The sequence below is a fragment of the Rhodococcus sp. NPDC004095 genome (assembly GCF_053604015.1).
Genome location: NZ_JBSGGS010000002.1, coordinates 515832 through 529330, shown reverse-complemented (window position 1 = coordinate 529330; position 13499 = coordinate 515832). Strand labels below are relative to the sequence as shown.

General features: G+C 67.6%; 11 protein-coding genes. 3 read left to right on the top strand and 8 right to left on the bottom strand.

What is annotated here, in order from left to right; all coding sequences use genetic code 11:
- Positions 1-101: 101 nt before the first annotated feature.
- Positions 102-1010 carry an ABC transporter ATP-binding protein gene (locus tag ACWEPG_RS05470; RefSeq protein ID WP_450113636.1) on the top strand — a complete coding sequence of 303 codons (909 nt, stop codon included), beginning with the start codon at positions 102-104 and terminating at the stop codon, positions 1008-1010.
- The gene (locus ACWEPG_RS05465; RefSeq protein WP_450113635.1) at positions 1010-1840 is read left to right on the top strand and encodes an ABC transporter permease subunit; all 831 of its coding nucleotides are present in this window, start codon (positions 1010-1012) and stop codon (positions 1838-1840) included. The genes ACWEPG_RS05470 and ACWEPG_RS05465 overlap by 1 nt, the downstream gene beginning before the upstream one ends.
- Positions 1841-2074: 234 nt before the next feature.
- Here the strand turns inward: ACWEPG_RS05465 and ACWEPG_RS05460 are convergent, their stop codons facing one another.
- Together ACWEPG_RS05460 and ACWEPG_RS05455 are read right to left on the bottom strand one after the other, a co-directional pair.
- Positions 2075-2683, bottom strand: coding sequence for a leucine-rich repeat domain-containing protein (locus tag ACWEPG_RS05460; RefSeq protein WP_450113634.1), 609 nt, complete (start codon positions 2681-2683; stop codon positions 2075-2077).
- Between the two features lie 1504 nt (positions 2684-4187).
- Complete coding sequence (locus tag ACWEPG_RS05455) at positions 4188-4412, bottom strand: hypothetical protein (protein WP_452594027.1); 225 nt, start codon at positions 4410-4412, stop codon at positions 4188-4190.
- Positions 4413-4856: 444 nt separating this feature from the next.
- On the opposite strand from ACWEPG_RS05455, the gene ACWEPG_RS05450 reads away from it, so the two are divergent.
- Entirely contained in the window at positions 4857-5846 is a 990-nt protein-coding gene (locus ACWEPG_RS05450) for an Acg family FMN-binding oxidoreductase (RefSeq protein ID WP_450113700.1), read from the top strand.
- A 21-nt stretch (positions 5847-5867) separates the two neighbouring features.
- Here ACWEPG_RS05450 and ACWEPG_RS05445 read toward each other — a convergent pair whose 3' ends face one another.
- Genes ACWEPG_RS05445 through acsA form a run of 6 tightly spaced genes read right to left on the bottom strand, consistent with a single transcriptional unit; the run spans position 5868 to position 13350 of the window.
- Positions 5868-8180, bottom strand: a complete 2313-nt coding sequence (locus ACWEPG_RS05445) for a heavy metal translocating P-type ATPase (RefSeq protein ID WP_450113632.1) — start codon at positions 8178-8180, stop codon at positions 5868-5870.
- A 44-nt stretch (positions 8181-8224) separates the two neighbouring features.
- Positions 8225-8473, bottom strand: coding sequence for an acyl carrier protein (locus ACWEPG_RS05440; protein ID WP_450113631.1), 249 nt, complete (start codon positions 8471-8473; stop codon positions 8225-8227).
- Between the two features lie 10 nt (positions 8474-8483).
- The gene (locus ACWEPG_RS05435; RefSeq protein ID WP_450113630.1) at positions 8484-9587 is read right to left on the bottom strand and encodes a dihydrolipoamide acetyltransferase family protein; all 1104 of its coding nucleotides are present in this window, start codon (positions 9585-9587) and stop codon (positions 8484-8486) included.
- Between the two features lie 12 nt (positions 9588-9599).
- Positions 9600-10574, bottom strand: coding sequence for an alpha-ketoacid dehydrogenase subunit beta (locus ACWEPG_RS05430; protein ID WP_450113629.1), 975 nt, complete (start codon positions 10572-10574; stop codon positions 9600-9602).
- A complete protein-coding gene (pdhA, locus tag ACWEPG_RS05425; protein WP_450113628.1) occupies positions 10571-11572 on the bottom strand; it encodes a pyruvate dehydrogenase (acetyl-transferring) E1 component subunit alpha in 1002 nt (333 codons plus the stop codon). Before pdhA ends, ACWEPG_RS05430 begins: the two co-directional genes overlap by 4 nt.
- Entirely contained in the window at positions 11569-13350 is a 1782-nt protein-coding gene (gene acsA, locus ACWEPG_RS05420; protein ID WP_452594026.1) for an acetate--CoA ligase, read from the bottom strand. Before acsA ends, pdhA begins: the two co-directional genes overlap by 4 nt.
- Positions 13351-13499: the final 149 nt, after the last annotated feature.

The following is a 13499-nucleotide window of genomic DNA, read 5'->3' as shown; positions in this document are numbered from 1 at the left end:
AAGGCCCGTTTCGAAGCTCCCGACGAGGTGTCCGGGTGCCGATCACGGGAGAGGCCGAAAGCCTCTGGCCTGCCCTGCGGGGAAGCTGACATAGTCGAGGAATGGCCTCCGCGTCGGATGTGATAGTGCGGACCCAGAAGCTGACAAAGACCTACGGTCGGCTCACGGCCCTTTCCGCCGTCGACCTCTGTATCGAGCGCGGCGAAGTCTTCGGGTACCTCGGCCCCAATGGTGCCGGGAAGTCCACCACGCTGCGTCTGCTGATGGGGATGTTGCGCCCCACCTCTGGGACCGCGGAGTTGTTCGGAATCGATGCGTTCGCGTCGTCGGCATCCGTCCGTCGACGCGTCGGCTATGTTCCCGGCGAGCTCGCCCTGTATCCGAGAATGACCGGGCGCCAACACATCGATTACGTGCAGAACCTTCGCAGGGACCGTGACACGCAGTACGCAGATGCCATGGCCTCCCGCCTCGATCTGGAACTCGGCAAGACGGTACGTGCACTCTCCAAGGGCAACCGGCAGAAGCTCGCACTGGTGCTCGCGCTGATGACGCGCCCCGAGCTGCTGATCCTCGACGAGCCGACGGGCGGCCTGGATCCGCTCGTACAACTGGAGTTCTACGCGATTCTGCGTGAGCACACCACCGCGGGAGGGACTGTGTTGCTTTCCTCCCACGTCCTGAGCGAGGTGCAGCGGGTCGCGGACCGTGTCGGTGTCCTGCGTGACGGCCATCTGGTGGCCGTCGAGACACTCGAGGACCTGCAGGCGAAGTCGCTGCACCATGTTGTCGCCGAGTTTGCAGATCCGGTGGACGTCGAGGACTTCCGGCGCATCGAGGACGTGCGCGATGTCGTGATCGATGGAACCGTCCTCCGTTGTAGCGCACCGCAGTCTGCGCTGGATGGTCTCGTCAAACACGTAGCGCGGTACCCCCTCATCGATTTCGAATGCGCTGAGGCGAGCCTCGACGAGACCTTCCTCGCGCTGTACGGCTCGGAGGATCCGTGATGCCGGACATCGATTTCAGCCGGGCAGTGGCCACCCGCACCGTCTTCACCAAATCTCTGTGGGATCAGCGGCGGTCGCTGCCCGCCTGGGCGGTGGGGCTGGTGTTGCTGGTCGCCATGTATGTCGCGATCTGGCCGAGTGTGCGGGACCAACCGTCGATCAGTGACTTCGTCGAGCAGATGCCGGAGGCGATGCGGGCGCTGTTCGTGATGTCCGGTGCGGACATGTCCACCGCAGTCGGCTACGTGCAGGTGGAACTACTCTCGTTCATGGGCCCGCTGTTGCTGCTGCTGTACGCGATCGCCACCGGCGCCGCAGCGGTCGCGGGGGAGGAGGAGCGTCGCACCCTGGGCCTGCTGTTGTCCAGCCCGATCGGCCGTAGCCGAATCGTCGTGGAGAAGTTCGCCGCGATGGCGGTGGGAGTCGCGCTGCTCGGGATCGTCACCGGAGTCGCTCTGATTGCGGAGGGACGTCTGGTCGACATGGACCTGCCCGCCGGCAACGTCGCCGCGACGATGGTGCACCTGTCGCTGCTCGCCCTCGTGTACGGCACACTCGCGACCATGCTCGGCGCGCTGACCGGGCACACCATGGTCAGTCGTGCCGTGCCTGCCGTCGCGGCCGTCCTCGCGTACGTCGTCAATGGCCTCGGTCCTGTCGTGTCCTGGCTCGAGCCGTGGCAGAGGTTCTCGCCGTTCTTTCAGTACGCCGGACACGATCCCCTCCGCAACGGACTATCCGTGCCAGCCGTCCTGGTCTCCCTGGGTACGGTGGCGGTCCTCCTCGCTGTCGCATTACCGGGATTCCGCCGCCGCGACGTCGCGGGGTAATCGACGACGAAAGGCCTTCGTATCCGGCTTCGGAAGCCTCGAATGTGGGGCTGCGTGGATCACCTGCACACCGTTGCAGGTGATCCACCGGGGAAAATTGGTAGTCGCCATCGTGCTCATTGCCGGCTTTCTCGTACTCATTTCTCGCCCGGACGCAGGCGCAGGTTCCAGTCCTGGTGATGGCGGCCCAATGCGACTTCCGGCACTGGCGCACCCAGTCGTCCTTCCGTCCACTCACCCGTCGATGATGGTCAGGTTGGCCATGCTGCGCAGCGAGGAAACATCTGTGACGTGCGATCCGGAGAGTTCGAGCATTCCCAGATGCGGCAAGCCGGCCAGTGGCGAGACGTCCGTGATCGAGGTCCCCTCGAGGTCGAGCCAGGTCAGGCCCGTCAGGCTCGCCAGCGCAGCCACGTCGACCACCTCGGTCTCCGCGAGTTTGAGGCAGGTGAGGCCGCTCAGGCCCCCCAGGGGGTCGACGTCCCGGAGTGGCGTCCAGCGCAGGTCCAGAAACTCCAGTCCGGTCAGACCGGCAAGCGGGGACACATCACTGACTTCCGTTGCGCTGAGGTAGAGGTGGGTGAGAGCGTTCAGGCCCGCCAACGGGGACACGTCCCGCACAGGCGACCAGCGTAGGTCGAGCCTCTGCAACGCGGTCAGCGTCGACAGCGGGCGAAGATCGATCACTACCTCCCCATGCAATCGCAGTTCGGTCAGGTTCGACAGTTCGGACAACGGGGCCAAGTCCGCCACGGGTAGCTGATCAAGCTCGAGGAACGCAGTCCGGGCGATGGCTTCAGCATCCAGAGGTGTCGAGATCGGACGGCCCAGCTGCGCGTTCACCGCAGCAAGCACACCAGCCGCCCCCTGACGCACGCTACGTCTCGGGCTCATCATTGCGATCCTTCGCCTGTTCGGGACATGGTCCGGCGGGTCACGCTCCCCGGGAGGGTGCGTGCAGCGGCAGGGGGCACCTCAGATCGCACCCGCACAGTATGCGAGTGCGCTACGACTGCCAGTTCGCTGGGACCGTCATGATTGCCCCGCAATCTGAGGTTGGTTAACCATCTTGACAATTGGCCAACTATGCCGGCGATTCACACGGGTAGTCGCGATGAGTGAATGCTGTTGCTGCGCAATATATTTCATGGATAATCGCAATTATCCATGAAACTCGGTCGAGGTCCCGGGCCTCCACGTGGGGAGCGTAGCCGCGTCCGGTGTTCCGGTGCCGATGCGGCGGCCGTCCGGATGCCGGCCCGAATGATCCTGCATGTGTGTCACGACGACACACGGCGGTCTTTGCGTAGAGACCCGGGCGTCGGGTCGGTACGGACACGGTCCGCGTGGCCTCGTCCGAATGGGGTCGGCAGGCGGTCGGGGCCACCGGGTTGGGTCCGGCCCGCCACGGCTCGACGACACGGACCCACGGGTAGGGTGCCGATGCTCGGCATCCGGTGCGCGGCCCTGTGCGGGGACACCCCGATCCATTCAAACTGACATAATGTTCCTTATCGGGTGGGCATGAATTGCGGTGATAATGTGCCTTTCGGTGCCTTTCGGTGCCTTTCGGTGCCTTTCGGTGCCTTTCGGTGCCTTTCGGTGCCTTTCGGTGACGACCGTTGTCCGCAGTTCGCGGCCGTCGACGTCTTCCTTGCCGGAGTTCGTCCGATGGTCCTTGTGTCGGCCTTCGTGGGCGCCGTTGGCAACCGGCGTGCGTCGCGCACCGCATCCGCCGACCCGTCGCTCCGGCCGGCCTTCGTGGCGGCGCCTGGCCGCGGCTCGGCCGGCTGTGTCGCCACGGCCGAATGTCGGTCTCGCCCTCTCTGGTCGGCACGCAGTAACCGAGTCGGTATCCCGGTTCCTCGGCCCTCGCTCCCTGCCTCCGGTTCCCCCACTTCAATACGTCACTGTGACGTATTGAAGTGGGGGAACCAGGACGCCGAACCGGGTTGAGTGTCGAACCGACCCCGAGTCGGTCCTCGGTGCGGCGGTGTGCTTGTTCGGGCACTGTCACATTCGCCGGCCGATATGATCCGCGTCGCACTCCGCGAGCTAGGTCATGTGGCGGATCGAAACGCGTCCTTACACTTTGCCCGGCGCCGGTTCTGGCGCACTTCACATCGCACATCGGGGGTTTCATCATGGGTTCATCGGAGATCATCGGCCTGTTCCAGGCGGTCTCGGGTTTGATCAACATCATTTCCAAGATCAGTGACGGGAGCTCCGACTCGGAGTCGCCGACCACCCTGGAAGGCTAGGCGACACAACGTAATCCGGGGGCTGCGGTAATGGATCCTTACCGCAGCCCCCGGATTGATGTCTGCCCGTCGGTCGTGACGGGTCGTCATGCCTCGCCGTGTTGCCCGCCCGGCCCGGATTCCGGCAGGTCGCTGTCGGGGTCTGCGCCGGAATCGTAGCCGAAATCGTCTGTCCCCGAACCGGGTCCGCGCTCATTCGGACCGAAGCCGAACCCCGTGGACATGTTGCCGGTCCGGTCGCGACGCCGCCCGAACAGCACGACCAGTGTTGCCGCTCCCGCGAGCGTGACAACTCTGCCCATCGCGGACATTCGCACTCCTACCATCCTTCTGTCGTCTTCGCGCCGTCACGACGCGCGCATTCTGTCCGGAATCCGCGCTCGGCCGGGACGCCGGGTCGCAGCGTATTCCACACACCGACGTCCGGTCCGGACCGACAGGCGACTGGCAGGAAGTCGGCAGGAATTGCCGCTACCGGCGATAGCGGAAAATTGCTCTTCGCGGATGCGCTCACCCGCCATTCCCTCCCCCGCACGCCCTGCGCGCGAATCCGAGTGGTCTCCCCGATCGCGGCGGCGCGAACCGACCTGGATCAAGGGACAAACGTCATCGATCCCGATCCGCGCCGCGGCAACGCGCCCGTTCACCGAGTGACAATCGGCCCTAACCCGGCGCACCGGGTTGGCGGGACACTGACTGCATGGGCCCGCTCCGCGGCATGGGCCGTGTCCGCGCATCGGGCGGAAGTGGAGACGATCGTGAACACCTTTCCCGACGTGAACGTGGTCCGAATCGCTGTGGATCTCGCGGGGCGTGCGCCTTCGGTTCACAACAGTCAGCCGTGGCAGTGGACGTACTCGGGCGGCCGGCTGGAGCTGTATGCCGAGCGTGCCAGGCTCCTGCCGTCGATGGATCCGTCGGGCAGGCAGTTGGTGGTCAGTTGTGGTGCGGCCTTGCAGCATCTGGAGACGGCGCTCACCACGCTCCGCTGGAGATCGGATGTCGAGCGGTTCCCCGAGGGGGCGGCGTCGGACCACCTCTCGACCGTTCGATTCCAGAGGGACGCAAGTCCGCGTTCGCACGACTTCGACCTGGTTGCCGCGATCCGCCACCGCAGTTCCGATCGTCGGCCGTTCGGCCCGCTCGGGGGTGAGCAACGGCTCCCCGCGCACCTGCAGGATCTGGTCGGACGACGGGGCGTCCAGCTGACGGTCCTGCCCGCGGATGCTCGGCCGACGTTGGCGGAGGCCACCGCCGCGACGGCTTCGGCGCGCAGGTACGACGCCACGTACCAGGCCGAACTCCGCTGGTGGGCAGGACATTTCCTCACATCGGGCGGGATACCGCCGGAAGCGCTCGCCACCGACGAGGAGCGGTCCCGGGTGGACATCGGGCGTGAGTTTCCCGCTGGTGAGGACGACTACTCCGCCGAGGAGGTCGACCGGTCGACCGTTCTGGTGCTGAGCACCACCGCGGATGGCCGGCCGGATTGGCTCCGTGCCGGGGAGGCGCTGTCGGTGGTGCTGCTCGAGGCCACCGTCGACGGGCTTGCGACCTGTCCCCTCACCCATGTCACGGAGCTGACGCCGAGCCGGGAGTTGGTCCGCGGCCTCCTCCCCGACCGCGGGTTCCCGCAGGTGCTGATCAGGGTGGGCGTCGCGACGAGGGAGCTCCCGCCCCGGCAGACGCCGCGCCGACCGACCGACTCGGTGTTCACCGTGGTACCGGGCGAGGGTCGCCGGTGACGGCGGGAGTTGCGGGCACCGTCATCCAGGGCGGTCGGGGTCGTCTCCCTGGGTGGCGAGCGTGAAGTAGCTCTCTTCTTCCTGGACGAAGTGCAGTCGCAGCAATGCGTACAGCCCGTACAGGCAGGCCAGCAGGTCTTCGGATTGGTCGGGGTCGAGTCCACCCCGCGCGTCGACCCGTCGTCGGTGGTTGTGCAGCCGGCGACCGAGCCGGTCGATCTCGGCGTGCATCCGGCTCATGGTGGCGGTGGCTTCCCCGCTGCCGAGCGGGCCTGCGAGCGCCGGATACAGTTCCGTCTCCTCGGCGCGCTCGTGCGGCAGGAGCGTTCCGGTGAGAAAGTCGTCGGCTCGGCGTAGCGAGGTCACCGCGTGTGCCTGATCGCCGGCGGACACCGACTGGGCGACGTCGCGCAGCAGGGCCAGCTTGTCGCGCATCGCTTCGTGTTCGGCGGAGAAGCGGTGCAGCAGCCGATCGGTTTGTGGCGGTACCGCGCTGTCCGGTGCGCGTTCGCCGCGCAGGGCGCGAAGTGCGTTGAGTATGACGGCGACGTCGATCGCCTCCTGCAGCAGCGCCCCGAGGGCAGGCGTGAGCCACCCGGCCGCGGCGAAACCCATGGCGACCAGGGACATTCCCATGCCCGCCGCCGCGCTTTCCACCGCGATGCGGCGTGAGCGGCGCGCGATCTCCATGGCGTCGGCCAGCCGGTCGAGGCGGTCCGTGGTCAACACGATGTCCGCGGCCTCCGAACTTGCCGTCGAGCCTCGCGCTCCCATCGCGACTCCCACGCTTGCCGCGGCGAGAGCGGGAGCGTCGTTGACGCCGTCGCCCACCATCACCGTCACCGCTGATTCCCGCTCCCGGCGCACACCTGCGACCTTGTCCGACGGGCTCTGCTCGGCATACACCTGATCGAGGCCGAGGACCCTCCCGATCTCCTCGGCGGGCTCGCGCCGGTCCCCCGTGAGCATGACGAGTCTGCTCAGTCCGGCCGATCGGAGTCGGCGCAGGGTGCGAGGTGCATCTCGACGCAGCGGGTCCGCGAACAACAGGGCGCCGAGCAGCTCGTCGTTCGCGGTCACCCACGCGACGCCCACGCCGTCGAGGGCACTGCGGGCGAGGGTCGCGCGGGCCCAGCCGGGGGCGTCGGGCGGCAGTGGCCGGGCGCCGACGGTCACCCGGCGACCATCCACGGTCGCGGTCACTCCGGTGCCGGCCTCTTCCACGACGTCGGCGGGATACGACAAGGTCAGCTTCCGCACCTTTGCCTCCTGCACCAGGGCGGCGGCGAGGACGTGCGGCGACAGCTGGTCGGCGGATGCGGCCAGTCGCAGGACCTCGGCGCGGTCCTGGCCGGGGGCCGCCACGATGTCGGTGCCCGTGGGTCGCCCGGTGGTGAGGGTGCCGGTCTTGTCCATCACCAGGGTGCGCGCGTGGCCGAGGTTCTCCAGGGCGCCCCCACTGCGGATCACCACCCCGATTCGGGAGGCCCGGGAGAGGCCGGAGACGATCGCGACCGGCGCTGCGAGCAGCAGCGGGCACGGGGTCGCAACGACGAGTACCGCCACTGCGCGGTCCGCGGAGCCGCTGACCGCCCACGCCGTCACCGCGACAGCGGCCGCCACCGGTACGAACCATGCGGCGATCCGGTCCGCGAGCCGGACGACCGGCGCGGACTCGGCGGCGGCCTCGCGTGCCAGCCGCACCACGCCGGCGTAGGTGCTGTCGTCTGCGGTAGCGCCCGCCTCCATCTCGAAGACGTCGCCGGCGTTGACGACGCCCGAGCGCACGGCTTCGCCGGGACGGCGCACGACCGGGTCGGGTTCCCCGGTGAGTGCCGATTCGTCCAGCACCGCTGGGCCGTCGGTGACCCAGCCGTCGACGGGAACGGTCTCGCCGGGGCCGACGATCAGATCGTCGCCCGTTCGGATCCGGTCGATCGGCACGGTCTCGACGTCGTCCCCGACACGACGGCGGGACGAGCGTGGGGCGCGATCGAGCAGGGCGCGCAGGTCCTTGGACGCGCGGCGGGTCGCCGCGGCGTCGAGGCTGCGCCCGGTCGCCAGCATGACCGCGATGAGTGCGCCGGCGAGATACTCGTCGACCAGCAGCGTGCCGATCAGCGCGAGCACGGCGATCAGATCCACCCCGATCCGGCCGCGGCGCATCGCGTCGACGACCCACCAGACGGACGGGACGATCGCGGCCAGGGTCCCTGCGATCCAGCACCGGTCCGCGAGGGTGGATGCACCGACGAGCCAGGCGAGGGCGCCGGCGGCGAGTGCGCTGGCGGTGACGACCAGGAGCGCGGGCTCGAGGGCTCGGCGCCAGCGCACCGGTTGCCCTCGCGCCGCTCGATCGACCACGACGACCTTCCCCTCTAGCCCGGTGTCCGAGCGGCCAGGTAGTCGGTCAGGTCGCGCAGGGTGACGAGGCGGCCGTAGTCGGATTCTGGTATGTCGACATCGAACCGTGCATGCAGCCGGACCAGAAGGTTCAGCCAGTCCATCGAGTCGAGGTCGACCTGATCGCGGAGCGGGGAGTCCGGGGCCAGTTCCTGCCCCGAGACCTCAGGGGCGATGTCCTCGAGTGCGGTCACCACGGCGGACTCTATCTCGGCAGCATCCACGTTCGGCTCCTCACAGGTCGTTCGGGCGTTGCAGACGATCTCGGATCCCGGCGAGGAACTGCGCGCCGCGGTGTCCGTCGGAGACCCGGTGGTCGGCGGCCAGGGTGGCGGTGACCACGGGTACCACGGACAGCGTCCCGTCGACGGCCCATGGGCGGTGACAGGGTCTGCCGAAACCGACCAGCGCGACCTGCGGTGGGTAGATCACCCCGTAGACAGTGCGCACGCCCTGCTCGCCGAGGTTGGTCACCGTGATCGTGGGGTCGGACATCTCGGAGCTGCGCAGTGATCCGGCACGGGCGCGGGCGACGAGATCGGTGAGTTCTCGCATCAGCTGGTCGAGGGGCTTGTCCGCGGTGTCGTGGATCGCGGGCGCGACCAGTCCGCCCTGCCGCAGGGATATTGCGACCCCGACGTGGACGGACGTCGGCGACCGGAACTCGCCGTCCCGCCAGACTCCGTTGATTTCGGGGAACTGTACGGCGGCGAGTGCCACGGCCTTCAGTTGCAGGGCGGCCATCAGGATTCGCGAGGTCACCGGGCGTCCGGCGTTCTCGGTCTCGAGCCAGTCGGTCGCGGTTCGGAGCGGGATGTCCTCGGCGAGGTAGTAGTGCGGGATCTCCCGTTTCGAACGGCTCATCGCAGCGGCGATCGCCCCGCGCATGTCGCGGACCCGCTCCTCGGTTGGACCGGGTTTGGCTCCAGCGGTGCCGCGGCCGTCGTCGGCGGCGTGAAGCACGTCGCTCAGGGTGACAACCGATTCCGGACCCGTCCCGGTGAGCGTCGCCGGGTCGATCCCCCGCGTGTCGGCTTCCCGGCGTGCAGCCGGGGTGATGTGTACGCGGGTGGGCGGTGCCGGTCCGGTTGGCGGTTGCTCCCCCGGTTCAAGCAATGTCGCGAGGGGTGTTCCCACCGACACCGTGGTACCGGGCTCGACGAGAAGTTGACGAACGGTGCCTGGACGCCAGATCTCGACGTCGACGGCCGCTTTGACGGTGTCGACGGTTGCGATGGCCTGGCCGCGCTCCACTTCGTCGCCTGGTGCAACGAGCCAGTCGGTGAGCGTGCCCTCATCCATGTCTGACCCCAGCGAAGGCAGTGTGAACTCGAACATCGGGCCTCCCGGTCACCGGACTCCGACGGCGGCTCGTACCGCGGACACGATCGTGTCCACTTGCGGTAGCGCAGCCTCCTCCAGATGTTTGGCGTACGGAACCGGAACCTCGGCGCTGCACACCCGCTGCGGTGGAGCGTCGAGTTCGTAGAACGCGGACTCCACGATCCGGGCGATCACCTCCGCGGCGAGACTGCCGCTGCGCCATCCTTCGTCGACGACGACGACGCGTCGAGTCCTGGACACGGACCCGACGATTGTTTCGGTGTCGAGAGGCCGCAACACCCGCAGATCGATGACCTCGGAGTCGATCCCCAGGTCTGCGAGCACGTCTGCCGCGGCCATCACCTTCGGCAGTGACCCCCCGTACGAGACGAGGCTGACGTCTGTACCGGCACGACGGATGTGGGCGGTGTCGATGTCCACCGGTTGTGTCTGTGTCAGGTCGTCGGTCGTGTTGTAGAGCCGTACGTGCTCGAACATGATCACCGGATCCGGATCCTCGAGTGCGGGTGTGAGCATGCCCCTGGCGTCTGCGACGGTGGCCGGGGCGAGTACCCGGATTCCGGGTATGTGCGCATACCAGTTCTCGAGACTGTGGGAGTGCTGCGCGGCGAGTTGGCGCCCTGCACCGGTTGCCATTCGGATAACGACTGGCACGGAGAACTGGCCTCCGGACATGTGGCGGAGCGACGCCGCGGTGTTTACGATCTGATCCAGCGCGAGCAGGCTGAAGTTGACGGTCATGATCTCGACGATCGGTCGCATCCCGCCGATTGCCGCGCCGATGCCGACCCCGACGAATCCGAGTTCCGACAGCGGCGCGTCGCGGATCCGGTCGGGCCCGAACTCGTCCAGCAGTCCCCGTGAGACGGCATAGGTGCCTCCGTAGCGGCCCACGTCCTCTCCCATGAGGAAGACCCGATGGTCGGCTTGCATAGCCTCCCGGATCGCGTCTCGCACGGCTTCGCGATAGCTGGTCTTCACCGCGCCTCCCCGACCGTGTCGATCGGCGCGATCACGTCTCGCAGGAGTTCTGCCGGTTGCTCGGCGGCGCCGGCCTCGGCGAACGCGACTGCGGCCTCCACCTCCGCGCCCACCGCGGCGTCGATGCGCAGGAACTCCGCTTCGGTGAACAAGCCGAGTTCCTTGAGCCGGGCCGAGAAGGTGTGGATCGGACCGCGCTCCTTCCACGCGTCCACCTCGGCCTTGTCTCTGTACAGCTCGGGATCGAACATCGAGTGGGGGCGGAATCGGTAGGTCCGGAACTCGATGAAGAACGGGCGTCCGGTGGTGCGGACGTGCGCGGCCCCGGCCCGGGCGGCTTCGAGGCTGGCGATCACGTCCATCCCGTCGGCGCGGAGCGTGGGGACATCGAAGGAGGAGGCCTTGACACACAGGTCGGTCTGCGACTCGGATCTGGCCAGAGCGGTCCCCATCGCGTACAGGTTGTTCTCGCAACAGAACAGCACGGGAAGCCGCCACAGGGACGCCAGATTCATCGACTCGTGGAACGCGCCTTCGGCCATTGCTCCTTCGCCGAAGAAGCAGGCGGTGACTCGCTGAATGCCCTGCATCTTGTCGGCCAGGGCCAGCCCGACCGCGAGCGGCAGGCCGCCTGCGACGATGGCGTTGCCCCCATAGAAGCGGGTCGTGGCGTCGAACAGGTGCATGGAACCACCGCGTCCTCGCGAGCAACCCTCGCGTTTGCCGAACATCTCCGCCATGATCGCGTTCATCGGGACTCCGTGCACGAGCGCATGCCCGTGCTCGCGGTAGGTGGCGACCACGGCCTCTCCCGGGTCGAGTGCGTGCAGGGCGCCGACGGCGACGGCCTCCTCTCCGATGTACAGGTGAAGGAAGCCGCGGATCTTCGCTGCGCCGTACAGTTCTGCCGCCTTCTCCTCGAGCCGACGGATGCGCAGCATGTCGGTGAGAAGTGCGACAGCAAACGCCTTGTCGTATGGAAAGTCGGTTCCGGTCATCCGCCTGCCTCCAGCGTCGAGGTGTCCCCCTCGGCCAGTCCGAGTTCGCGAGCCCTGAGTACCCTGCGCATGATCTTTCCGCTGCGGGTGTGAGGCAGGGTCTCGACGAATTCGACGTCCTTCGGTGCCACAGCGGCTCCCAATGCGGTGCGGGCGTGGCCGAGCAGCTCCCTGCGTAGCCCGTCGTCGGCGGTGCAGCCGCTCTTGACAGTGACGAATGCCTTGACCACCTGCCCGACCGTTGGGTCCGGGATCCCGATCACGCCCGCCTCCGCGACCGCGGGATGCTCCATGAGGACGTTCTCGACCTCGAACGGCCCGATGAGGTGTCCGGCGGACTTGATGACGTCGTCGGCGCGCCCGACGAACCAGAAGTAGCCGTCGGCGTCCCGTTTGGCGAGGTCGCCCGTGAGGTACCAGTCGCCGGAGAAGCACTGGCGATAGCGTTCCTCCTCGTTCAGGTAGCCGCGGAACATCGACGGCCACCCCCGGCGCAGCGCCAGTTCGCCTTCCACGTTCGGGGAGTCGATGACCGCCACGTCGTCGGTTCTGCGCCCATCGCGCGGTGGGGTGACGATGCAGGCGTCGACGCCGGGTAGTGGTCGGCCCATCGACCCCGGTTTGATGTCGAAGCCCGGTGTGTTGGCGATCATGATTCCGCCGGTCTCGGTCTGCCACCAGTTGTCGTGGATCGGATGTCCCAGGTTGTCGCGCCCCCACAGCACTGCTTCGGGGTTCAGCGGTTCGCCGACACTGGCGATGAACCGTAATCGCGGAAAGGCGTGCTTGTGGGCGAGTTGGGGCCCTGCCTTCATCAGCATCCGGATGGCGGTGGGTGCGGTGTACCAGACGGTCACCGATTGATCGCTCAGGATCCGGTACCAGTGCTCGGCGTCGAATTCGGCGGTGTCGACGACCGAGGTGACGCCGTGCAGGAGCGGGGTTATCACCCCGTAGGAGGTTCCGGTCACCCAGCCCGGGTCGGCGGTACACCAGAAGATGTCCGAGGGGTGCAGGTCGAGGGCGTAGCGTCCGGTGGCGAAGTGCGTGGCCACCGCCCCGTGAACGTGGATCGCTCCCTTCGGGGTGCCGGTCGTCCCGCTCGTGAAGTGGAGCAGCGCGGGGTCCTCCCGGCCCGTCGGGGTGGTGGCGGCATCGTCGTCGGCTTCCGCCATCGCGGTCCGGAAGTCGATCGTGCCCGGCGGTGGGTGGTCGTCTCCGTCCCCCACGATCAGGATGTGGCGCAGGCAGGGCAGCTGGTCGGCGATCGCTGCCACGCGGCGGCGGTAGATCCGCTCGGTGGTCACCAGGACGCGGGCGTCGCCGAGGCGGATTCGGGTGGCCAGTGGTTCCGGACCGAAGGCGGAGAACAGTGGAGCGACGACGCAGCCGTTGCGAAGTGCGCCGAGGACCGTGACGTACAGTTCCGGGATCCGTCCGAGCAGGACGAACACCCGCTCTCCTTTCTGCACCCCGAGATTCCGCAGAACATTGGTGAAGGTTCGTGCACGCCTGCCGAACTCGGAGAATGTGAGGGTGTCGGCGGTCGGTCCGCCGCTGTCGCGGCCTTCCTGTGAGACGAACCGGAACGCGGGGGTGTCGGCCAGTGGTCCGGCGGCGTGCCGGTCGACGGCATAGTGGGCGATATTGCATCCACCGGGCGACTCGCCCAGTTCGCGCTCCACCTCGGTCCAACGGAAGCGTGCGCGTTCGCCTTCGTAGTCGGTGAAATTCGGGGCGACTCCGGTTCCTGCGGTTTCGTGGTAAATGGTGGCCATACGGGTTGTCCTGCTCGACTGGGGAGGCGAGGGTCGGGTCCAGCATGGGCGCGTCGGAGCCGGAGCGGATAGAGGCAAAGGACCATTTTCGGTGACCAATTACTCTGGGCGGGGTCCGCGACGCCGGTTTGAATTCCACCGACGGCATC